This is a genomic window from Streptomyces sp. NPDC020996, from assembly GCF_040641355.1.
Taxonomy (GTDB): Bacteria; Actinomycetota; Actinomycetes; order Streptomycetales; family Streptomycetaceae; genus Streptomyces.
This window is the reverse complement of record NZ_JBFADM010000061.1, coordinates 11,973-34,136: the sequence shown is the minus strand read 5'-3', so window position 1 is coordinate 34,136 and position 22,164 is coordinate 11,973. Positions and strand designations below refer to the sequence as shown.

The 22,164-nt window shown below is 73.4% G+C and carries 19 protein-coding genes; 10 read left to right on the top strand and 9 right to left on the bottom strand.

Features of this window, described 5'->3' with window-relative positions; all coding sequences use genetic code 11:
* The 4 genes from AB0G63_RS31360 to acsA are packed head-to-tail and all read right to left on the bottom strand — an operon-like array spanning nucleotide 1 to nucleotide 5,442.
* A complete protein-coding gene (locus AB0G63_RS31360; protein ID WP_360757146.1) occupies nucleotides 1–1,521 on the bottom strand; it encodes a 2-oxo acid dehydrogenase subunit E2 in 1,521 nt (506 codons plus the stop codon).
* Nucleotides 1,522–1,523: 2 nt separating this feature from the next.
* Complete coding sequence (locus AB0G63_RS31355) at nucleotides 1,524–2,519, bottom strand: alpha-ketoacid dehydrogenase subunit beta (protein WP_360757144.1); 996 nt, start codon at nucleotides 2,517–2,519, stop codon at nucleotides 1,524–1,526.
* A gap of 2 nt (nucleotides 2,520–2,521) precedes the next feature.
* The gene (gene pdhA, locus AB0G63_RS31350; protein ID WP_360757141.1) at nucleotides 2,522–3,655 is read right to left on the bottom strand and encodes a pyruvate dehydrogenase (acetyl-transferring) E1 component subunit alpha; all 1,134 of its coding nucleotides are present in this window, start codon (nucleotides 3,653–3,655) and stop codon (nucleotides 2,522–2,524) included.
* Nucleotides 3,652–5,442, bottom strand: coding sequence for an acetate--CoA ligase (gene acsA, locus AB0G63_RS31345; protein WP_360757138.1), 1,791 nt, complete (start codon nucleotides 5,440–5,442; stop codon nucleotides 3,652–3,654). Before acsA ends, pdhA begins: the two co-directional genes overlap by 4 nt.
* A gap of 394 nt (nucleotides 5,443–5,836) precedes the next feature.
* Between acsA and AB0G63_RS31340 the strand changes: the two genes are divergently transcribed.
* The 4 genes from AB0G63_RS31340 to AB0G63_RS31325 all read left to right on the top strand — a co-directional run bounded on the left by AB0G63_RS31340 (nucleotide 5,837) and on the right by AB0G63_RS31325 (nucleotide 11,628).
* Nucleotides 5,837–7,195, top strand: coding sequence for a nicotinate phosphoribosyltransferase (locus AB0G63_RS31340; RefSeq protein ID WP_360757135.1), 1,359 nt, complete (start codon nucleotides 5,837–5,839; stop codon nucleotides 7,193–7,195).
* Between the two features lie 247 nt (nucleotides 7,196–7,442).
* On the top strand, nucleotides 7,443–8,429 hold the full coding sequence (locus AB0G63_RS31335; RefSeq protein WP_360757132.1) for an aminoglycoside phosphotransferase family protein: 987 nt from the start codon (nucleotides 7,443–7,445) through the stop codon (nucleotides 8,427–8,429).
* Between the two features lie 90 nt (nucleotides 8,430–8,519).
* Nucleotides 8,520–10,046, top strand: coding sequence for an MFS transporter (locus AB0G63_RS31330; protein WP_360757130.1), 1,527 nt, complete (start codon nucleotides 8,520–8,522; stop codon nucleotides 10,044–10,046).
* A gap of 133 nt (nucleotides 10,047–10,179) precedes the next feature.
* Nucleotides 10,180–11,628: an aminotransferase class V-fold PLP-dependent enzyme gene (locus AB0G63_RS31325; RefSeq protein ID WP_360757196.1), complete on the top strand. Its 1,449-nt coding sequence runs from the start codon at nucleotides 10,180–10,182 to the stop codon at nucleotides 11,626–11,628.
* A gap of 103 nt (nucleotides 11,629–11,731) precedes the next feature.
* Here AB0G63_RS31325 and AB0G63_RS31320 read toward each other — a convergent pair whose 3' ends face one another.
* Entirely contained in the window at nucleotides 11,732–12,022 is a 291-nt protein-coding gene (locus AB0G63_RS31320) for a GlsB/YeaQ/YmgE family stress response membrane protein (protein ID WP_324789514.1), read from the bottom strand.
* A gap of 426 nt (nucleotides 12,023–12,448) precedes the next feature.
* Between AB0G63_RS31320 and AB0G63_RS31315 the strand changes: the two genes are divergently transcribed.
* From AB0G63_RS31315 to AB0G63_RS31305, 3 genes are all read left to right on the top strand, one after another.
* Entirely contained in the window at nucleotides 12,449–12,781 is a 333-nt protein-coding gene (locus AB0G63_RS31315; protein WP_360757126.1) for a protease inhibitor I42 family protein, read from the top strand.
* A 201-nt stretch (nucleotides 12,782–12,982) separates the two neighbouring features.
* On the top strand, nucleotides 12,983–13,948 hold the full coding sequence (locus AB0G63_RS31310) for a hydrolase (protein ID WP_360757124.1): 966 nt from the start codon (nucleotides 12,983–12,985) through the stop codon (nucleotides 13,946–13,948).
* Between the two features lie 150 nt (nucleotides 13,949–14,098).
* Nucleotides 14,099–14,230: a hypothetical protein gene (locus AB0G63_RS31305; RefSeq protein ID WP_360757122.1), complete on the top strand. Its 132-nt coding sequence runs from the start codon at nucleotides 14,099–14,101 to the stop codon at nucleotides 14,228–14,230.
* 381 nt (nucleotides 14,231–14,611) lie between these two features.
* Here AB0G63_RS31305 and AB0G63_RS31300 read toward each other — a convergent pair whose 3' ends face one another.
* Nucleotides 14,612–15,673, bottom strand: a complete 1,062-nt coding sequence (locus AB0G63_RS31300) for a helix-turn-helix domain-containing protein (protein ID WP_360757119.1) — start codon at nucleotides 15,671–15,673, stop codon at nucleotides 14,612–14,614.
* Between the two features lie 280 nt (nucleotides 15,674–15,953).
* On the opposite strand from AB0G63_RS31300, the gene AB0G63_RS31295 reads away from it, so the two are divergent.
* The gene (locus tag AB0G63_RS31295) at nucleotides 15,954–16,202 is read left to right on the top strand and encodes a hypothetical protein (protein ID WP_360757117.1); all 249 of its coding nucleotides are present in this window, start codon (nucleotides 15,954–15,956) and stop codon (nucleotides 16,200–16,202) included.
* 103 nt (nucleotides 16,203–16,305) lie between these two features.
* Here the strand turns inward: AB0G63_RS31295 and htpG are convergent, their stop codons facing one another.
* The 3 genes from htpG to AB0G63_RS31280 form a co-directional block, all read right to left on the bottom strand.
* The gene (htpG, locus tag AB0G63_RS31290; protein ID WP_360757114.1) at nucleotides 16,306–18,207 is read right to left on the bottom strand and encodes a molecular chaperone HtpG; all 1,902 of its coding nucleotides are present in this window, start codon (nucleotides 18,205–18,207) and stop codon (nucleotides 16,306–16,308) included.
* A 142-nt stretch (nucleotides 18,208–18,349) separates the two neighbouring features.
* Nucleotides 18,350–19,417 carry a DUF6745 domain-containing protein gene (locus tag AB0G63_RS31285; protein WP_360757194.1) on the bottom strand — a complete coding sequence of 356 codons (1,068 nt, stop codon included), beginning with the start codon at nucleotides 19,415–19,417 and terminating at the stop codon, nucleotides 18,350–18,352.
* Between the two features lie 52 nt (nucleotides 19,418–19,469).
* A complete protein-coding gene (locus tag AB0G63_RS31280; protein ID WP_360757111.1) occupies nucleotides 19,470–19,796 on the bottom strand; it encodes a hypothetical protein in 327 nt (108 codons plus the stop codon).
* A 171-nt stretch (nucleotides 19,797–19,967) separates the two neighbouring features.
* Here AB0G63_RS31280 and AB0G63_RS31275 point away from each other — a divergent pair, with 171 nt between their 5' ends.
* Entirely contained in the window at nucleotides 19,968–20,927 is a 960-nt protein-coding gene (locus AB0G63_RS31275; protein WP_360757108.1) for an STM4015 family protein, read from the top strand.
* Nucleotides 20,924–22,159, top strand: a complete 1,236-nt coding sequence (locus tag AB0G63_RS31270; protein WP_360757105.1) for an STM4014 family protein — start codon at nucleotides 20,924–20,926, stop codon at nucleotides 22,157–22,159. Before AB0G63_RS31275 ends, AB0G63_RS31270 begins: the two co-directional genes overlap by 4 nt.
* Nucleotides 22,160–22,164: the final 5 nt, after the last annotated feature.

Genomic DNA, 22,164 nt, shown 5'->3' with positions numbered 1-22,164 from the left:
TCACAGCTGCTCCGGGTTCTGCAGGAGGTGGGTGACCGACGTGAGGTAGTGGGCGCCGATGGCACCGTCCGTCGCGCGGTGGTCGGCCGAGAGGGTCACCGTGACCACGGGCCGCACCCCCAGCAGCCCGTCGACGGCGCACGGCCGGTCGACCACCCGCCCGAAGCCGACCAGGGCCACCTGCGGCGGGTAGATCACGCCGAAGACCGTCTCGACGCCCTGATCGCCGAGGTTGGTGACGGTGATCGTGGCGTCGGACACCTCGGAACCGCGCAGCCGGCCGGTACGGGCCCGGGCGACCAGGTCCCTCAGTGCGGTCATCAGCTCCGGGAGTGCCAGGGTGTCGGCGTGGTGCAGCGCGGGGGCCACGAGTCCGCCGCCGCGCAGGGACACGGCCACGCCGAGGTGGACGTCCTCGCCCGGGGTGAAGTGGTCGTCGGTCCAGAAGCCGTTGAGCTCGGGCACCTCCCGGGCCGCCAGGGCCGCCGCCTTGAGCAGCAGAGCCGCGGGGAGCAGCCGTTCGCCGACCGGGCGGCGCCGGTTGCGCTCGCGCAGCCAGTCCATCGCGGCGGCCAGGTCCACGGTCGTGGAGAGGTAGTAGTGGGGGATGTCCCGGTTGGCGCGGCTCATCAGGACGGCGATCGCCCGGCGCATGCCCGCCGCCCGCTCTTCGGCAGGCCGCGCGGCAGGGCGTACGGTCTCGGCGCCCACCGGGGCCGTGACTGCCGGGGCGGGGGCCGCCGGGCCGGGGGCCGCTCGGCGTACGTCCGCGGCCCGCACGGCGGACCCGCTGCCCGTCCCCGTCACCGTGGCCAGGTCGACGCCCAGTTCGGCGGCGAGCCGCCGGGCGAACGGGGTGGCCCGGACGCGCGGTGGCCCGGGAGCGGCCCGGGCGGCCGCCGCCCGCTCGACGTCGGTCCGGGTGACGCGCCCTCCCGGGCCGGAGCCGTGCAGGGTCTCCAGGTCGACGTCGCCGTGTTCCGCGAGATGCCGGACCAGGGGGCCGGCCTCGAAGTGGCCGGGCAGCCGATCGGCGGGCGGAACCGGCATCGGTTCCGGCATCGGCACCGGAACCGGCGCGGCGGACCCCGGTGGCGGGGACGGAGGCACGGCGGGCTCAGCGGGCGCGGCCTTCTTCGGCGCGTGACGGGCCGGTCGCCGCTCCTCCGCCGTCCCGGCTTCCGCCGGGGCCTGGCGTTTCCCGGCCTTCGCCGGTTTCCCGGGCTTGTGCGGCCGTCCGGGCTTGTGCGGCCGTCCCGCTCCCTCCGGTTCCGCGGCCTTCTCCGCCGTCGGCCCGATCAGCGCGAGCGGTGTGCCCACCGGCACCGTCGTGCCGGGCTCGACGAGCACTTCCGTCATGGTCCCGGTCTCGAAGCACTCCACCTCGATGGTCGACTTGGCGGTCTCGACGACCGCGACCGGGTCGCCCCGGTGGACCGGGTCGCCGGGTGACACCAGCCATTCCAGGAGCGTGCCCTCGTCCATGTCCGCGCCGAGGGAGGGCATGGTGAACTCGGCCATGATCAGTCCACCGTCCGGTGGGCCGCCGCGACGATGTCGGCGGTCTGCGGCAGGGCGGCCTCCTCCAGCCGCCGGGCGTACGGCATGGGCACCTCGGCGCTGCACACCCGCTCGACGGGCGCGTCCAGTTCGTAGAACGCCGTTTCCGCGATGCGGGCCGACACCTCGGCGGCGAGGCTTCCCGTCCGCCACGCCTCGTCGACGACCACCGCACGGTGGGTACGGGCCACCGAAGCGGTGAGGGCCGCGTCGTCGAGGGGGCGGAGCGTGCGCAGGTCGATCACTTCGGCGCTGACGCCCTCGGCGGCCAGTTCGTCCGCCGCCGCGAGGGTCTTGGGCAGTGAACCGCCGTAGGTGATCAGGGAGACGTCGGTGCCGGGGCGGCGGACGGCGGCATGGTCGAGGTCGACCGGGGCGGTGGGCGGGAGGAGTTCGCCGGAGGCGTTGTAGAGGCTGCCGTGTTCGAAGATCAGTACGGGGTCGGGGTCGGCGAGCGCCGGGGCCAGCATGTGGCGGGCGTCCTCCAGGGTGGCGGGGGCGAGGACGCGGATGCCGGGGATGTGCGCGTACCAGCCCTCCAGGCTGTGCGAGTGCTGTGCGGCGAGCTGCCGTCCGGCGCCCGTGGTCATGCGGATGACCAGGGGCACGGGCAACTGGCCGCCCGACATGTGCAGCAGGGTGGCGGCGTTGTTGAGGATCTGGTCGAGGGCGAGCAGGCTGAAGTTGACGGTCATGATCTCGACGATGGGCCGCATCCCGGCCAGCGCGGCGCCGATGCCGGCGCCCACGAAAGCGGCCTCCGACAGCGGGGTGTCGCGGACGCGTTCGGGCCCGAACTCCTCCAGCAGGCCGAGGCTGACGCCGAAGCAACCGCCGTACCGCCCCACGTCCTCGCCCATGAGGAAGACCCGGTCGTCGGTGCGCAGGGCCTCCCGGAGCGCCTCGCGCAGCGCCTCCCGATAGGTCGTCTTCGCCTCCCGCGTTCCGCCGGCATCCATGGTCAGCCCGCCGTCCCCGCCGGGGCGCTGGTGACGTGGCGGAGCAGGTTCTCCACCGGTTCCTCGGGTGCTTGTTCGGCCGCTTCCACGGCGTCGTCGATCTCGGCGGCGATCCGCTGTTCCATCCGGGCGAGTTCCTCGTCGCCGGGCTCACCGGCCGGCTCACCGCTCTCCCGCATGCGGTCCGTGAGCAGGCCGATCGGGTCCCGCTCCTTCCACCGCTCGACCTCCGCCTTGGCGCGGTAGCGGTCCGGGTCGTACATCGAGTGGGCGCGGAAGCGGTAGGTGCGCAGCTCCAGGAAGTGCGGCCCGGTGCCGGCCCGGATGCCCTCCACGGCCCGGCGGGCGGCCTGCTCGACGGCCTCGACGTCCATGCCGTTCACGGCCCAGGCGGGCATGCCGTAGGAGGCGGCGCGCATCGCCAGGTCGGTCTGCGCGTGCTCCCGGGCCAGCGCGGTGCCCATGGCGTAGAGGTTGTTCTCGCAGACGAGCAGCAGCGGCAGCTTCCACAGGGCCGCCAGGTTCGCCGTCTCGTGGAACGCGCCCTCGGCGAAGGCGCCGTCGCCGAAGAAGCAGCAGGTGACGTGGGCCCGTCCCCGCATGCGGTCGGCGAGCGCGAGTCCCGCGGCGAGCGGAAGCCCGCCGGCGACGATCGCGCTGCCGCCGTAGAAGCGGCGGCTCGCGTCGAACAGGTGCATCGATCCGCCCCGGCCGCCGCTGCAGCCGGTCGTCCGGCCGTACATCTCCGCCATGAGGGCCTCGGCGGTGATACCGCGGGCGAGGGCGTGACCGTGTTCCCGGTAGGTGGAGACGACCGCGTCCTCGGGGGTCAGCGCCTCGTTGACGCCGACGGCCACGGCCTCCTCACCGATGTAGAGGTGGACGAAACCGCGGATCTTCGCGGCGCTGTAGAGCTCCACGCAGCGTTCCTCGAAGCGCCGGATGCGCAGCATCGCCTCCAGCAGGTCCCTGCGGTGCTCGGTGCTCGTCTTCTCCTTGTCCGCGGCGGACTTCCCGGCGTCCGCGGCGGACTTCTCAGCGGTTTTCCCGGCGGATTTCGCGGCGGACGCGCCGGATTGCGCGGCGGGCTTCGGGTGTGCCGGGTCCGTCCGCGTACGGGTGCGGGCCACACTCATGAGGGTGCCTCCAAGGTCGACAGGTCGCCGGTGGGCAGCCCGAGTTCCCGGGCCCGCAGCAGACGGCGCATCACCTTCCCGCTGCGGGTCTTGGGCAGGTTCTGGTCGAACGCGATCTCCCGGGGAGCCACCGCGGGGCCCAGCTTGCGGCGGCCGAAGGCGAGCAGGTCCCGCTCCAGGTCCGGGGTCGGCTCGACACCGGGGCACAGCGACACGAACGCCTTGACGACGTTCCCGGCGACCGGGTCCGGCCGTCCGATCACCCCGGCCTCGGCCACCGACGGGTGTTCCATCAGCGCGCTCTCCACCTCGAACGGGCCGATCAGGTGCCCCGCCGACTTGATGACGTCGTCGGCCCGCCCCACGAACCAGTACCACCCGTCCGCGTCCCGGCGCACCAGGTCACCGGTCAGGTACCAGCCGTCGGCGAACGCGGCGTCGTAGCGCTCCTTGTCGTGCAGGTAGCCGCGGAACATCGACGGCCAGCCCGGACGCAGCGCCAGCTCGCCCTCGACGTCCGGGCTGCGCACCTGCCTGACCCTGCCGTCGACGACCAGCGCCCGGCCGTCCTCTCCCTGCTCCAGCACGGTCGCGTCTACGCCGGGCAGCGGCCGTCCCATCGAGCCGGGCCGTATCTCGCACGCCGCGTAGTTCGCGATCATGATGCAGCCGGTCTCCGTCTGCCACCAGTTGTCGTGCACCGGCAGGCCCAGCACGTCGCGGCCCCACACGACGGCCTCCGGGTTGAGCGGCTCGCCGACGGAGGCGATGAAGCGCAGGGCCGACAGGTCGTAGGAGCGCGGCAGGTCGTACGGGCCCTGGCGGGGGGTGGCGCGCATCAGCATGCGCAGCGCGGTGGGGGCCGTGTACCAGACGGTGACCCGTTCCTGGCCGAGGATCCGGTACCAGCGCCGGGCGTCGTAGTCTCCCTCGTCCACGACCACCGTCACGCCGTGGGCGAGCGGGGCGATGATCCCGTACGACATGCCGGTGACCCAGCCGGGGTCGGCGGTGCACCAGTACACGTCCTCGGGGCGCAGATCGAGCGCGTACGCGGCGGTGGCGTAGTGGGCTACGACGGCCTCGTGGACGTGGACCGCGCCCTTGGGGGTGCCGGTGGTGCCGCTCGTGAAGTGCAGCAGGGCCATGTCGTCGGGCGAGGTCGGCGGGACGGTGAAGGTGTCCGGGGCGGCGGACAGCACGTCGTCGAAGGACGTGGCGCCGGGCAGGTCCTCCGCGCCGGGGCCGGTGATCAGGACGTGCTCGAGCCGGGGGAGCGATGCCCGGCGCTCGGCGACCTTGCGCCGGTAGAGGGCCGCGGTGGTGACCAGGACCCGCGCGTCACCGAGCCTGAGGCGCTGTTCCACCGGGTCGGGGCCGAAGGCGGAGAAGAGCGGGCACAGCACGCTGGTGTTCTTCAGGGTGCCCAGCACCGCGGTGTAGAGCTCGGGGCAGCGGCCGAGCAGGGTGAACACCCGGTCCCCGTGGCCGATGCCGAGGGAGCGCAGGACGTTCGCGAAGCGGGCCGTACGGCGGGCCAGTTCCGCGTAGGTGACGGTCGTGACGGAGTCGTCCCGGGCGACGCACCGCAGCGCGGCCTTGTCCGCCAGGTCCGAGCCCGCGTGCCGGTCGACCGCCTCGTGGGCCATGTTGAGGCCGCCGCCGGGCAGCCCGGCCAGTGCGGTGCGCGCCTGCGACCAGGTGAACGCGGAGCGTGTCCGGTCGTAGTCGGTGAGACGGGGAGCGACGACCGGTGCGGTGTCCTTGTGGATCGTTTCCCAGTGCATGGGCGCTCCTCCCGCCACTGCCCCCGGTCTCCAGAGTCGCCGAGCCCGGCCCCGGCTGCACCTCGGCCGGAGGGATCGGTCACGGGGCCGGGCCGGCGTCCGGCCCGGCGAGGCCGGACGCCGGCCCCCGCGGGGACCTTCGGCCCTGTACCGGCCCGCTCCGCCGTTCGATGGTGGGACAGAGCGGTCGGGGAACGGCCGGAGGCCGGCTTCGGTGGGCGGGCCTGCTCCTGTGGTGCCGGACCGGAGAAGGCACGCGTGCGGGGACGCCGGAAGAGACCGAGAAGGCATGCGCGCGGGGACGCCGAGAGAGATCTGGTGGAGCCCCTGTGGTCCGCGTGCTTCAGCCGGTGACGGACGGCGCGGCCGGGCGAAGGCCGAGGAGGTGCCGACCATGTCCGATGCGACCACCACCGACCTGTACGAAGTGACGATGGCCATGTCCTATCTGCGGGAGGGCATGACCGGCCCGGCGACCTTCAGCCTCTTCGTCCGCGAGCTGCCTCCCGAACGGGGCTTCCTGGTCGCCGCGGGGCTGGAGTCGGCCCTGGACTACCTGTCCGGCCTGCGGGTCGGCCCCGAGGACGTCGACGCCTTCGCCTCCGCGCTGCACCGGCCGCCACGGGATCTGGAGCCGCTGCTCGGCCTGGAGTTCACCGGCAGCGTGCGGGCGGTGCCGGAGGGGCGGATCGTGCTCGCCGGAGAGCCCCTGCTGGAGGTGACGGCGCCGCTTCCGCAGGCGCAACTGGCCGAGACGTACGTGCTCAACCAGCTCAGCCACCAGACCACGATCGCCTCGAAGGCCGCGCGCTGCGTGCTCGCCGCGGCCGGGCATCCGGTCGTGGACTTCTCGCTGCGGCGCACCCACGGGCCGCAGTCCGGGTTCCAGGCGGCCCGTCTCGGCGGGCTGGTCGGCTTCGCCGGGACGAGCAACGTGGCCGCGGCGACCGCCGTGGGCATGCCCGCGGTCGGCACCATGGCGCACTCCTTCGTGGAGGCGTTCGCCACGGAGGAGGACGCATTCCGCGCCTTCGCACGCTGCCACCCCGGTCCGGTGACCTTCCTGGTGGACACCTACGACACCGAGGAGGGCGTGCGCGTCGCGGCGCGCGTCCTGCGGGACCTGGACCGCGGCCCGGGCTCGGCCGTACGACTGGACAGCGGCGACCTCGGGGCGCTGGCGGTGTGCGCACGGGCCGTCCTCGACGGCGAGGGCCTGCCCGACGTACGGATCACCGCCAGCGGCGGCCTCGACGAGTACGCCGTGGACGACCTGGTCCGCCGCGGCGCGCCGATCGACGTCTACGCCGTCGGCACCCGTGTCGGGGTCTCGGCCGACGCGCCCTTCCTGGACTCCGCCTACAAGATGGTGGAGTACGACGGCCGGCCGGTGATGAAGCTCTCCTCGGCCAAGGTGACGGCACCGGCCCCGAAGCAGGTGTTCCGCCGCCCCGGGTACACCGACGTGATCGCTCTGGCCGACGAGCGGCCACCCGACGACGGCAGACCGCTGCTGGAGACGGTGATGCGGGACGGGCGACGCACCGGCCACCGGTCCACGCTCGACGAGAGCCGGCGCAGATTCGCTGCGGACCTGGGTGAACTGCCGTCGGCGGCCCGCCGCGTCCGGGCGCCGGCCGCGCCGCGCGCGACGGCCTCCGAGCGGCTGGACGCACTCACCGTCCGCGTCCGACGCGCCATCGAGGAGCGGGTGTCGGCCGGCTCCGCACATCCCCGGCCGTCAGGACGCTGATCCCGGCCTTCGCGCGCGTGGCGGCGATGAACCGGTCCGCGCGTGCCCCGCCTCGCGACCCGCGAAGACCAACCCCCTGAGCGGGCGGGCCCCTTGGGCTGAAGGACACCGACCCGACGAGCACTGGCCGAACCGGGGAAGATCGTGATTTCGTTTTCCGCGCTGCCGGGCGAACCGTCGCCCGGCAGGCGTGTGAGCCCGGGGGGCAGTGGCCGGGCGGTGTCGGGTGTGGAGGCGGGGAGTGGGCGTGGAGAGCATCACGAAGAACCGGCAGTCGCCGGAGGTCCTGCGGGCCATGGTCGAACGGGCCTACGGCCCGGACCGTACGCCCGTGGGCGAGGGGTGGGTGAGCGAGCTGGGCCACGGCTTGTTCAACGTCGCCTACCGCGTACGGCTGCGGGACGGCTACCAGGCCGTCCTGAAGATCGCGCCTCCGCCCGAGGTGGAGGTGCTGACCTACGAGCGCGGCGCGATGGGGATCGAGCTGGCGATGCTGGACCTGCTCGCCGAGCACACGTCCGTGCCGGTCCCCCGCGTCGACTTCGCCGACCTGAGCCGCGAACTGTGCGGCGCGGACTGGTTCTTCATGCCGTTCGTCGACGGCGACAACCTCGCTGTCGTCGGCCCGGAACTGGCGGCCGGGGAACTGGCCGCCTACAAGGAGCAGGTGGGCGCGGCCAACCGTGAGATCAACTCCGTCCGCGGTACGGCGTTCGGACCGCTGGCCGGCCCGGGGGACGCCTCCTGGCGCCGGGTGTTCACCGGCATCGTCGAGGACGTGCTGGCTGACGGCGAACGCCGCCGGGTCGATCTGGGCTGGGACTACGACACCGTGCGCGAGGTGCTGGCCGAGCACGCCGCGAGCCTGGACGAGGTGAGCGAGCCGCGGCTGGTGGAGTGGGACCTGTGGGACGGCAACGTCATGGTCCGCGACGGGAGGATCGCCTGCCTCATCGACCATGAGCGGGCCTTCTTCGGCGACCCGCTCATCGAGGTCGGGTTCGCCGGCACCCAGCTGGCCGGCTTCGGCGACCCCACACACTTCATGCGCGGCTACGGGCATCCCCCGCTGACCGAGACCGAGAACGTGCGCCGCCGCCTGTACTGCCTGCACCTGATGCTCGTCATGGTGATCGAGACCGTCTACCGGGGCCACACCGACCCCGGGCCGTACGAGTGGGCGCGCGGACAACTGGCCGAGATCATGGCGCAGCTGGGCCGCACCCGCCGGTGAAAGGGGCGGCCCGGCTCTTGCCGAGCGCGCTTCCGCTGCCCCATGCTCTGCGCGACCCCACGCCCGCCACGACGACCGTCCTGGATGCCGATGCAGCAGAGCCCCGCCCCCGACCCGCGCGGTCCGGGCCGTCCCGCGGCGCGGTCCGGCGCCGGGAGCCACTCGCCCGCCGGCGCCGGGACGGCGCTGCCGCGCACCGTGCGGATCGGGTACGGCCTGGGCTCCCTGGCCACCGGCGCCTTCGGCACCGTCCCCGGACTGATCCTGCTGTACTACCTGACCGACGTGCTGGCCGTGCCGGCGGCGGTCGCCGGGGCCGCGGTCTTCCTGCCCAAGGCGTGGGACGTCCTGATCAACCCGCTGGTCGGCGCCGCCGCCGACCGCAGCCGCGCCCACAGCGGCTCGCGCCGTCCCTTCCTGCTGGCGGGCGCCCTGACCCTGCCGCCGCTGTTCGCGCTGATCTTCGCCGCTCCCCCGCTGCACGGCACGGTCGCCGCCGGGTACGTGTCCGTGCTGTTCCTGCTCGCGGCGACCGCGTACGCCGTGTTCCAGGTGCCGTACGTGACGATGCCGGCCGAGATGACGGAGGATCCCGGCGAACGCGGCCGCGTGCTGGGCTGGCGGGTCGGCTTCCTCGGCGTGGCCATCCTGCTGTCCGGGGCGCTGGCGCCCGCCGTCGCCCACGCCGACGGGGACACCCCGGCCGGCTACCGGGCGATGGGCGGGCTGGTCGCCGGTTTCCTGGCGGCGGGGATGCTCGGGGCCTGGCGCGCCACCCGGCACGCGCCGGTCGTCGCGCGCAGCGCGGCGGAGGGGTCGCTGCGCGCGCAGCTCGCGGCGGCCCGGGACAACCGCGCCTTCGCGGCCCTGGCCGGGATGTGGACGGTCCAGGCGCTCGCGGTGGGCGTGATGCTCGCCGGGGCCCAGTACTTCGCCACCTACGTCCTCGGCTCGGCGAGCGCCGTCACGCCGTTGTTCGCCTGCATGATCGGCCCGCTGATCCTGGTGACGCCGCTGTGGAACCGGCTCGCCCGCGCCCGGGGCGCCGACTACGCCCAGTGGTGCGCCTCGGTGCTGTTCACCGCCGCCGCCGTGCTGCTGTTCGCGACGCGGTACACGCACCTCGCCGTCGGGTACGTGGCCGTGGCCCTGGTGGGGGTGGCCTACGCGGGTCTCCAGCTGCTGCCGTTGACGCTGCTGGCGCAGACGCAGTCGGCGGACGCCGTGCGGACCGGGCGGCGCCGTGCGGCGACGTTCACCGGAGTGTGGACGGCGGCGGAGACGCTCGCGATGGCCACCGGACCCGCGGTGTTCGCTCTCGTCCTGGCGGCCACGGGGTTCCGTTCCTCCGACGCCGACGAGGAGGTGGCGCAGCCCGCCGCGGCCCTCACCGGCATCGCCTCCGGGATGAGCCTGCTGCCGGCGCTGCTCTCCCTGGCCGCGCTCTGGCTGTTGCGCCGCTACGGGCAGGAGTCCGCCCGGCTCGCCCGCGAGGTGCCTCGGGGCGAGCCGGGCGACGCCACGCCGTCCGCGGGCCCCGCGGCCGTCGCCGCCGTCACGGAGTCACTCAGCCCCGACCCCGCCCGCACCCAGGAAGAGAGACGCCGTGCCCCCTGAGCCCGCAGCCGATCCCGCCGCGCGGACCGCCCCGCAGACCGCCCCGCAGCCCGCCGCGCCGACCGCTGGGCAGACCACCGAGCAGACCACCGAGCAGCCGCCCGGGCGGACCCCGGCGCAGACCGCCTCCGCGCTGCCCGCCGGCCGTCCGGCCGAGGCGCTGCTGGCCGAGCTGCGCGAACTGCGCGCGGGCGACGCCCCGACCCGGGGCGGCCGGACGTTCGCCTACGTCTACGACGCCGGGCTGCCGGAGGCCGACGAGCTGGCCGCCGCCGCGTACGGCGTCTTCGCCACGGTCAACGGCCTTGACCCCACGGTCTTTCCGAGCGTGGCCCGGCTGGAGAACGACGTGGTCGGCGCGGTGAACTCGGTGCTGGGGGCGCCGGGCGCGCAGGGCAGTTTCACCAGCGGCGGCACCGAGTCCATCCTGCTGGCCGTGAAGACGGCCCGCGATCACGCGCGTGCCGTCCGCGGGGTGACCCGGCCTCAGCTGGTGCTGCCGTCCACCGCGCACGCGGCCTTTCACAAGGCCGCCCATTATCTGGGCCTGGAGACGGTGGTGGTGCCCGTCGATCCGGTGACGTTCCGTGCCGACGCGGCGGCCGTCGCGGACGCGTTGACCGACCGTACCGTCCTGGTGGTCGCGTCGGCGCCGTCGTACGCGCACGGGGTGATGGATCCGGTGACCGAGATCGCGGCGGCCGCCGCGGCGCGGGGCGTGCTGTGCCACGTCGACGCGTGCATCGGCGGCTGGTTCCTGCCGTTCCTGTCCCGCATGGGCCGTACGGTCGAACCGTTCGGTCTCTCGGTGCCCGGAGTGACCTCGGTCTCGGTGGACCTGCACAAGTACGGTTACGCCGACAAAGGGGCGTCCGTGGTCCTGTACCGGGACGCCGAGCTGCGGCGCCACCAGTACTTCGCGCACGCGGACTGGCCCGGCTACCCGGTGGTGAATCCGACCGTGCAGGGCACCAAGTCGGGCGGGCTGCTGGCCCAGGCGTGGGCGGTCCTGCACCACCTCGGCCACGACGGCTACACCGAGCTGGCCCGGCAGGTGGCGCGGGCGGCCGACCTGGTGCTGGCCGGACTGCGTGCCACGGACGGGGTCCGGGTGCTGGGCGAACCGGCGGGCAGCCTGGTCGCGTTCACGGTGACCGGCGCCGACGGCGCCGGCGATCTGGGGCGGACGCTGCGGGTGGCCGACGAGATGCGCGAACGCGGCTGGTACCTCCAGCCGCAGCTCTCCCACGACGGCCTGCCCCCGAACCTGCACCTGACGCTGACCCCGGCGACGGGCGACCAGGTCGAGACCCTGCTCGCGGATCTGGCCGAGTCGGTCGCGGCGGCGCGCGCGAGTGAACCGGTGACCGTCGACCCGGCGCTGGCGGAACTCGCCGCCACGCTCGACCCCGACGCGCTCACCCCCGAAGAGGTGGCGGGCGTCCTGGCGTTCGCGGGCCTGGGCGGCGGGCGGGGACTGCCGTCACGGACGGCACCGGTGCTGATGCTGCTGGACGCACTGCCGTCGCGGCTGAAGGAGCGGCTGCTGACGGAGTACATCGGTACGCTCTTCCGCGTCTGAGCGGGAGCGGCACGAGCGCCCCCGTCCGTCGGGCGGGGGCGCTCGTCGAATGCGCCTTCTCCTGTTGTGCGTTCAGCCGGGCCGACCCGGCGGCCCACACCTGTTACGCGTGGACGTGATGACGTCCGCGACCGTGCCCGCGGCCGGTGAACAGCCGGTACAGCGCGAGCAGGATGACGGAGCCGACGATGGCCGCGATCCAGGTCGACAGGTCGAAGAAGCCGTCGATCGAGTCGACGCCGAAGATCACCTTGCCGAGGAATCCGCCGAGCAGCCCTCCGGCGATACCGATGAGCATGGTGATGATGATTCCGCCCGGGTCCTTGCCCGGCATGAGCGCCTTGGCGATGGCGCCCGCGAGCAGGCCGATGACTATCCACGCGATAATGCCCATAGCAGAATGTCTCCTTGCTGTCGGTTCGCCGGACGTGTTTCCCGGCAACACGCCGTCAAACCGCCGCCGGGCAAAGAAGGCGAGCCGTCGGTTCTCGCGTTCGGCGGTCAGGATGGCTGGACTTGGGCGAAGAGGGCGAGGGCTTCGGCGGGGTCCGGGCTCACGAGGCGCTCCGGACCAGCCGTCGGACGGCACGAGATCACGGTGCCCGCACTCGGCGGCGCGGGCGTCGCCCTGGACGGCTGACCGGGCCTTCCGACGCCGCCGCCCGCGGTACTCACAACACAGTCGCGATACACCCTTTCGGCGTATCTTCCGTTGCGGCCGGAGGGGCGGGTGCGCGCATGGTGGGAGCAACGCCGGGTGGCACACCCGGGGACATCCGCTCGGGGGAAAACACACAGCGCGAACGACGAGGTGAGCAACATGGCCGCACCCACGACAGTCCGCGAATCACTGGTGCTGAGCGAGAGGGACAACGACGGGCACTTCCCCGTGCCGCCCGAAGGGCAGATCACGGTGGCGCTCGAGGAGAACGGCAGCACGGGCTACTTCTGGGACTACTCGACGTCCGTCGAGATGGAGAAGGTGTTCGACGAGACGGCGATCCGCTTCCCCGACCGCCCCGGATCACCCGGCGTCCGTGTCTTCTCCTTCCGGGCGCCCACCGCGGGCGAGGTGGACCTGAAGTTCATCAAGCACCGGCAGGGCCAGTCCCCGACCGAGACCGAGACGTTCCACATCCGGGTCGTCCGGTAACCGCGAGGTCCTCCCGGGCGCCGGCCGCCCCCTGCCCGAGGCAGTCAGGCACCGCCTGGCTGCCTCGGGCCACGTCTCGCGTCCCGGCAGGGGGTACGGCTGACCCCCTGCGCGTCGGCGGGCCCGCCGGATGGTGGCGGCGGAGTCGCTCCACGAAGGTGAGGGGAGTCACCGAACGCGTAAGGACGAGGAGACCTCACCTTGCAGACTCGCCGTGCCGTCCTGCTGTCGGCCCTTGCCGTGACCCTGTCCGCCGCCTCCGTGCGTACCGCTTCCGCCGCGCCGCGCAGGGGCGGGCTCGCCGGGCTCGTACGGCTGAAGCTGCCCGCACTCAGCGGGCCGCACCCCGTGGGGACGGTGTCCCTGCACCTCGTCGACGCCTCACGTCCGGATCCCTGGATCACGTCGCAGCCGTACCGGGAACTCATGGTCAGCGTCCGTTGCCCGGCCCGCGACACGGGCGCGTACCCGAACGCGCCCCAGATGCCGGCCGGGGAGGCCGCCGGATTCGCCGCCTTGAACAACTTCACCGATGTGCCGAGCGACGAGGTCGACTGGGCGGCCACGCGCACCCACGCCCATGAAGGGGCCCCGGCCGACCGGGAGAGGGGCCCGTACCCGGTCGTCTGCTACTCCCCCGGGGCCGGGGACCCGCGCTCCCTGGGCAGCACGCTGTGCGACGACCTCGCATCGCGGGGCCATGTCGTGGTGACACTCGACCACACCTACGACGCCGCTGCCGTTCAGTTCCCTCGCGGCCGCGTCGAGAAGACCGTCCTGCCGGCCGAGTTCGGCAAGGCGTACCCGGACCAGGACCGCATCACGGCGCTCCTGCGGAAGACATTGGCCGTACGGGTGGCCGACACCCGCTTCCTCCTCGACGAACTGCCGAGTGCGCTCCCGCGGGATCTGCGCGGCACGCTGGACCTCGACCGGATCGGCATGTTCGGCCAGTCGGCAGGCGGCTTCACCGCCTTGCAGGCGATGCACGACGACCCGCGCATCGCGGCAGCGGCCGACCTCGACGGCGTTCTCGCCTACGTCCAGGACGACAGCACCCCCGGCGGTCTTTCGACCGTCGCGGCCGACGGCCTCGACCGCCCTTTCCTGCTGATCGGCAAGGACGGCAACGACCTCGGCACGGTGCCCTCCTGGGATTCGCTGTGACGGAACAGCCACGGCTGGCGCCGGTGCCTGACCCTGCGTGGCGCGGAACACGCGACGTACACCGACGCCGAGGCGCTCATCCCGCAGATCGCCGATCGGCTCGGCCTCCCGCGGACGACCGTCGTCGAGAACATCGGCACGATCGCACCGATGCGCGCGATCACCGCCGAACGCGCCTACCTCGCCGCCTTCTTCGACCGCTGGTTGCGCGGCCGTGACGACGAAGGCCTGTGGGACGGACCGTCGGCCCGCTACCCGGAGGTGCGCTTCCACTCCGGATGACAGGGGCGACGCGGCGCTCGCCGGGAGAGCGGACGCCCCGGCTCCCGTTCCACCTGGGCAGCGGCCTGCCCGGCGACCGCGCCGGGGTTGGTCATGCTCTACCTGGCGATGCTGGGGCTGATCGTCGTGACCTGACCGTCCCGGAACTCCTCGCACAGCACCGGCTCGACGCCCTGATCGACGCGATGGTCACGCGCATCCTCCGGTGAGAGAGGCCGCCCCGCCTTCACCGTGTGCGCACGGAGCAGGGGAAGCGGCGCCGACCTCCCCAGGCGTTGCGCCGCACTCCCCTGCCGCTCGCTGCGTGTACCCGCCCGCGACTCCTCCACACCTTTCGTGACGCTCGCCGTGCACGTCGTCGCCGGGCGTGTGCCGGGGTCGTCACCTGTCGTCGTCCGGCCAGCCCAGGAGCCGGGCGCCGATCACCGCCGTCTGGAGGGTGTAGCGGTGCACGGGGTCGGCCGGGTCGGCGCCGGTGAGCTTGTGGATGCGGGCCAGGCGGTAGGTGAGGGCGCGCACGCTCAGGTTGAGACGGCGGGCCGCCTCCGCCGCGACGCAGCCCGCGTCGAAGTAGGCGGTCAGCGTGTCGACGAGCGGTCCGGCGCCGCCGCGTGCCGTGCGCAGCGGGCCGAGGGTGTTGTCGACGAGGTCGACCATGGCCTGCCGGTCACGGGTCAGCACCGGGTAGACGAGGAGGTCGGCATGGCGCAGCACCGGTTCCCGCAGGTGCAGCCGGTCGGCCAACTCCAGGGCGTTGAGCGCCTCTTCGTAGGAGTGCACGACTCCTCCGGCACCCGGGTGGGCGCGCCCGATGGCGACCCGGCCGCCCCCGGTGGCCGCGAGGGCCTGTTCGGCGAAGAAGGTCAGGACGTCGTCCTGGTCCCCGGGGGCGATGCAGACCAGCCGTCCGTCCTTCGTGGTGAGCAGGATGCGCCGTTCGCCGAACCGGCCGGTCACGGCACTCTCGACCTGCCGGGTGGCCGGGTGCGTGTCCTCCACCGGCTCCCCGCCCTGGGCGACGCCGACGGCGTGGGCGCGCGCGAGGAGCAGCCCGAAGCGTTCGGCGCGTTCGGCCAGGCGGCCCAGGTCGCTGCGGCCGTAGAGCAGGTCGTCGACGAACTCCCGGCGCATGGCCTCCTCCTGCCGCACGGCGAGCCGCTGAGCCCTCTCGTGCCCCTCGGCCAGGGCGTCGATCGCCTGCTCGACGGCGGCGAGCACCGCGTGCCCGTCCGCGGCGGACAGGGCGGACCACCGCTCACGGGTCACGGACAGGTGCCGGCGGACGAGCGCCCGCAGCCCGATGCCCGCCTCGGCGGCGGCCTCTCCCCGCGTGCGCAGCGCCTCCAGTTCGTCCCGCGTGAGGCGGCGTCCCGTCGCGGACGCGTCGGCCACCGTCCGGTCGTAGCCCTCCACGTACTCGTCCGGGATCTCCCGCCCTGTCACCGGTTCCTCCTGTGTTCTTGACGCATGTCCGTCACGCGCCGCCCGCGAATGTCCGGCACCGGCCGGGCATGCCTGACGGACGTGCCGCGGCGCCTGAAGCGTCGCTGCAGGGGATCATCGCAGGCCGCCCTCGCCGTCCCGGCACCGCGATCCCGGCGGAGAGCAGAGTCGGCGTCCGGCATCAACGAGCCGTCAAGATTGCCGGAACACGGCAATGCGCTGTGAGCATGCCAGGTCGAAGATGGTGGTCGGCGGAAACAGGGGGAGATTGCGGTGCCGGGTGCTGGCAACAGTGCCCGGCACCGGCTACAAGAACGGAACTCGGGGCCCCCGGCACACCCCGCACCGGCCCGGTCCACAGGAGCAGTCGATGGTCTTCTTCCTCGCGCCTCTCGTCGTCGCCGTCATGATCGTCGCGAGCGGTACGGCGGTGCTGGTCCGCCGGGACCGGCGGCTCATGGCGCCCGGCGCCGACGCAGTACGCCGCGCCCGTGTGCACCAGCGGCGCTTCCTGCGCGCGGGCGACTGACCCGGACGGCCCCGCCTCCCGGACACCGGGGCCGGCGTCCGGGAGGTGTGGGACGGGCTCGCCCGCGTGAGGCTCCGCAAGCCGGGGACCCCGCCCGGAGGAGCTACAGCGTCCGCTCCAACCGCTCCGCCACCGCCTTCACGAACCGTGCCGGCTCCTTCGGCTGGCCGCCCTCCGCGAGCACCGCCAGGTCGCGCAGCAAGGCGGCCGTCTCGACGAGTCCGGAGCGGTCCTCGCGTTCCTGGTAGGCCTTGTTCAGGTTCCGCACGAGCGGGTGGCCGGGGTTGAGTTCGAGGATGCGCTTGGTGGTCGGGACCTCCTGGCCCATCGCCCGGTACATGTTCTCCAGCGCCGGGGTGAGGTCGTGGGTGTCGGAGACGACGCAGGCCGGGGAGACGGTGAGCCGGGTCGACAGGCGGACGTCCTTCAGGTCCTCCGCCAGCTGCTCCTTCATCCAGCCGAGCAGACCGGCGTACTCCTCGGCCCGCTTCTCCTTCTCGCCGTCGTCGGCCTGGTCGTCCGACACGGCGTCCAGGCCGGTCTCGCCCTTGGCGACGGACCGCAGCCGCTTGCCCTCGAACTCGCCGACGGCGTCCACCCACACCTCGTCCACGGGGTCAGTGAGCAGCAGGACCTCGATGCCGCGGGCCTGGAACGCCTCCATGTGCGGCGAGTTCTCGATACTCTGCCGGGACTCGCCGGTCATGTAGTAGATGTCGTCCTGGCCGTCCTTCATCCGCTCCACGTAACTCTGCAGCGTGGTCGGCTCGTCCTCGGAGCGCGTGCTGGCGAAGGACGCGACGGCGAGCAGGGCGTCCCGGTTGTCGGGGTCGCTGAGCAGGCCCTCCTTCAGCACGGCGCCGAACTCCCGCCAGAACACGGCGTACTTGTCCGGGTCCTTGGCCCGCATCTCCTTGACCGAGGAGAGGACCTTCTTGGTCAGCCGGCGCTGGATCATCCGGATGTGCCGGTCCTGCTGGAGGATCTCGCGGGAGACGTTGAGCGAGAGGTCCTGCGCGTCGACGACGCCCTTGACGAAGCGGAGGTAGGGCGGCAGCAGCGCCTCGCAGTCGTCCATGATCAGCACGCGCTTGACGTACAGCTGGAGGCCGCGCCGGAAGTCCCGGGTGAACAGGTCGGCGGGGGCGTGCTCCGGCAGGAACAGCAGGGCCTGGTACTCGAAGGTGCCCTCGGCCTGGAGGCGGACGGTCTCCAGGGGGTCGCGCCAGTCGTGGCTGACGTGCTTGTACAGGACGTGGTACTCGTCGTCGGAGACCTCCTCGCGCGGGCGCGCCCACAGGGCCTTCATCGAGTTCAGCGTCTCGGGCTCGGGCGTGTCCTCGCCGTCGCCCGGCTTGGGCACCAGCCGGACCGGCCAGGTGATGAAGTCGGAGTACCGCTTGACGATCTCCCTGATCTTCCAGGCGGAGGTGTAGTCGTGCAGGTTGTTCTCGGGGTCGGCGGGCTTGAGGTGGAGCGTGACGGCGGTCCCCTGCGGCGCGTCGGCGACCGTCTCCAGGGTGTACGTCCCCTCGCCGCGCGACGACCAGCGGGTGCCGCCGCTCTCCCCCGCCCGCCGGGTCACCAGGGTCATCTCGTCGGCCACCATGAAGCCGGAGTAGAAGCCGACGCCGAACTGGCCGATGAGCCCCTCGGCCCCGGCCGCGTCCTGCGCCTCCTTCAGCTCCTTGAGGAAGGCGGCCGTGCCGGAGTTGGCGATGGTGCCGATCAGCTTGCCGACCTCGTCGTACGACATCCCGATGCCGTTGTCCCGCACGGTGAGCGTGCGGGCGTCCTCGTCGATCTCGATGTCGATGTGCAGGTCGGACGTGTCGGCCTCGAGGCTGTCGTCGCGCAGTGCGGCCAGGCGCAGTTTGTCGAGCGCGTCGGAGGCGTTGGAGACGAGCTCCCGCAGGAAGACGTCCTTGTTCGAGTAGACCGAGTGGATCATCAGCTGGAGCAGCTGACGGGCCTCTACCTGGAACTCCAACGTTTCGGTCGGCATGGTTCGCGTGTCCCCCACAGGTCACTGGGTCGCCGGAACAGGTCAAGTGAGGTCACTGTAAAACACCGGGTCAGGCCCGCGACGGCATTGTCCGGGGTACGACGGCGGCGCCTCTGCGGCCCGGCTCCGCCGCCGGCCCGGGTCAGGTCTCCCGCACCGGCGCGTACTCGGCGGCCGGCACGCCGAAGGTCCAGGCGACGCCCGCCTTGGCGGTCCGGGTGGAGGGGGGCACCCGGAGCCAGTAGGTGCGCCGGGTGCCGTCCGGTTCCGGCGTAGAGTTGAGCACCTCGACCATCACCACGGGCTCGTCGTCGGCCAAGTCGATCCGCCACAGGGTGCCCGTCTCGTCCTGGTGCACCGGCCGGGCGCCCGAGTCCGCGAGGTAGCGGTCGTACCCGTAGTACTCCAGCATCACCCGGCGCAGCTCCGCGTTCTCCTCGGAGCGGATGCGTTCCGGTGTCAGGGAGGGCAGTTCGGCGACGAAGGCGGGCGGGACGGGCATGCCGCGCCAGGCGTGCAGGGCGAAACCGTCGGGGTAGGCGAGTGCCGGTCCGGTTCCGCAGTCGAGCCGGCCGGCCTCGTCGCGGTGCAGGGCCACGGGCCGTTCGGACACCACCGCCACGCGTTCGTACGGCCACCACCAGCCGGCGCCGCGGCTCACCTCGGCCAGCGCGCCGAGCGGGCCGGCGTCGGCGGGGAACGCGGCGAGCCATGGCGCGTCGTGCTGGCCCAGGACGGCGTCCAGGAGGAGCAGCCGGACCTCCGCGGCCTCCTTGCCGGTGTCGCGGCCCACGAGTTCCTCGAGCAGCCCGGCGGTGATCCGGTCGACGAGGGCCTGCACGGACGCCCACAGCCGTCCGCCTGTCGCCGCCCAGTGCGCCGACCAGCCCGCCGCTCCGAGCTCGGCGTGCAGCCGGCGTCTCTCCAGCGCCCAGGGTGCGGTGCGCACCGCCTCGCGCACACTGGGTCCGCGGTCGGCGAGCTGCCGTATCAGCGCTATGGCCGCGCGCGGGGAGCCGGCCCACACCACCTGCTCCGGCTCCGCGAGCCCCGCCCGCCGGTACGCCCGCCGGACGCCCTCCTCGGCGGCCGCCCGGTCGGCGGGGCCGGTCGCCCACGCGCACGCCCGCCACGCGTCGAGACCTTCGGCGGCGGTGTCCCGCGCCGCCGCCTGGTCGATGTCCGTCCCGTCGGTGCCCGTCATGTCCATGTACCCCTCCACGAAGTTTCGGTCCGTCATCTCGCCCTCCCTCACTCGCCGTTCAGTCGGCGACGATCCGGACGGACCCGGGCACGTACTCCCGCTGCCTGATCACCCGGTACCAGCCCTTCGGCAGCGGGATCGCCGCGTGTTCCTCGTGCACCACCCGGCCGCCCTGGGGCAGGTGCAGCAGCAGCGGCCCGAGGGGGCCCGGCTCACGCACCAGCTCGCCCGGCCCGACGACCGCGTGGGCGTGCCCGGTGACCTCGCCCAGCGCCAGCACCAGTCGGCCCCGCCCGTCCCGCTGTTCCCTGGGCGCGTGTGCCACGTGCGCCGGGACCGCTTCCTCCGTCACGGGCACGATCAGCACGTCTCCCTGCCGGTACATGGCTCTCCCCTCACCGCCGGGTGCACAGCGCACCGGCCTCATGACCAAGACCGTAGGGGCCGGCACTGACAACGCCCCGGATCCCGCCCCGGCGAAGGGCGTTGTCAGTGCCTGTTGGTAGAACTGCCGACATCACCAGCCACACCCATTCCTCGTCCCAGGAGCAGCCGCATGACCATCAACAGCCATCTCGACGCGTTGTACCGGCTGCCCGCTCATACGTTCCCGGGCCCCGACGCGGAGGCCGGGAACCTGCCCGACGCGGACGCCGTCGCCTGGCGGATCACCAGCGACGTGTACGACGCAGACGAGCCGTGGACCGACGCCTTCGCGCGTTTCTGCGCCGCCGTCGACACCACCCGGGTGCAGGCCCTGATCGTGGGCGGCTGGCAGGAGGCCTACGACAGCGCCCCTACCGCCGTCGTGTCGGCGCTGGTGGCCGCGCGGGACCGCTTCCCCGCGCTGCGTGCGCTGTTCTTCGGCGACATCGTGATGGAGGAGTGCGAGATCTCCTGGATCACCCAGACCGACGTCACCCCGCTGCTGACCGGCTTCCCCGCGCTGGAGATGTTCGGGGTGCGCGGCGGGTCGAACCTGCGGCTCGACGGCGTGCGCCACGAGGGACTGCGCGAACTCGTCGTGCAGGCGGGCGGTTTGCCCGGCCATGTGGTGCGCGGGATCGGCGCCTGCGACCTGCCCGCGCTGGTCCACCTCGACCTGTGGCTGGGCACCCCCGACTACGGCGGCGACAGCGAGGTCTCCGACCTGGAGCCCATCCTGTCCGGCGCCCGGTTGCCGCGGCTGCGTCATCTGGCCCTGCGCAACAGCGAGATGCAGGACGCCGTGGCCGCGGCCCTCGCCTCCGCCCCCGTCGTCGCGCAGTTGGAGGTGCTGGACCTGTCCATGGGCGTGCTGACCGACGAGGGAGCCGGCGCGCTGCTCGGGGGTCAGCCGCTCACCCACCTGAAGAAGCTGGACCTCCACCACCACTACCTGAGCGAGTCCTTCGTGGACCGCGTCCTCAAGACGCTGGAACCGGCGGGCGTGGAGGTCGATCTCTCCCGCGGCGACGCCGACGAGGACACCGAGGACGACGGCACGGTCTGGCGCTACGTCGCCGTGGGCGAGTGAGCACGCGGCCCGGCCCCCGGCCGCGCTTCGCCGTGGTCGGCAACCCCGAGAACCGCCGGGTGGCCCTGTTCGCCGACGCGGTGCGCGCGGCCGGTCTGCCCGGCCCGCGCGTCGTGCCCTGGGCGGGCGTCCTGCGCGACCAGGGGGCGGACTTCGCCGCCGACGAGATCGTCCGCATCGACTCCCCCGGCGAGAACGCCGAGGTCGACCGGCTGCTCAGGGGCGCCTCGGACGCCACCCGGGTGGAGGGCTCGGCACGCTGGTACGCCGGGTTCACCGCCGCGCTGCGCACGCTGCGCGGCGGCATCCGCCTGGACGACGTCGACGACCTCGCCGTGCTGTTCGACAAGCGCCGCTGCCACGGCGTACTGCGCGCGGCCGGGGTTCCCGTCCCGGCCTCGCCCACGTCCGGTCCGGACGGCGCCCGGGTGCGCGGCTGGGACGACGTACGCGCGCTGATGCGTGAGCACCGCATGCCCCGGCTGTTCGTCAAGCCCGCCCACGGGTCGTCCGCGTCCGGGGTGCTCGCCGTCGAGGCGGGCGGCGGCGGCCGGATCAGGGCCACCACCTCCGTGGAGATCGCCGCCGACGGCCGGCTGCACAACTCCCTGAAGGTGCGCCGCTACGAGCGCGAGGCGGACATCGCCGGCATCGTCGACGCGCTCGCGCCCGACGGGCTGCACCTCGAACGCTGGCTGCCGAAGGCCTCGTTGCACGGTCGCGTCGCCGACCTGCGGGTGGTCGTGGTGGCCGGCCGGGCCACCCACGCCGTGGTCCGCACCAGCCGCACCCCGCTGACCAACCTCCACCTCGGCGGCAGCCGCGGCGACCTGGACGCGGCCCGGCAGGCCGTCGAGGCGGCGGGCGCCCGCTGGGCCGACGTGCTGGGGGTGTGCGAGCGGGCCGCGGCCTGCTTCCCGCGCACCCTGTGCGTCGGCGTGGACCTGCTGCCGGCGGTCGGCTGGCGCAGGGCGTTCGTCGGCGAGGTCAACGCCTTCGGGGACCTGCTGCCCCGGCTGACCGGCCTGCCCGGCAGCGGCGCCGAAGGCCTGGACACCTACGCCGCGCAGGTGACGGCCGCCCTGCGCGCGCACGCCCGGACCGACCCGCACGACCCGCCGCCCGGCCCGTCCCGACCACACTCCGGCCCGCTCGACCCGTACGACCCGGTCCACCCGCACGACCCGCTCCACCCGCACAGAACAGGAACACCGCGTGCCCGTACCCGATGAGCCCG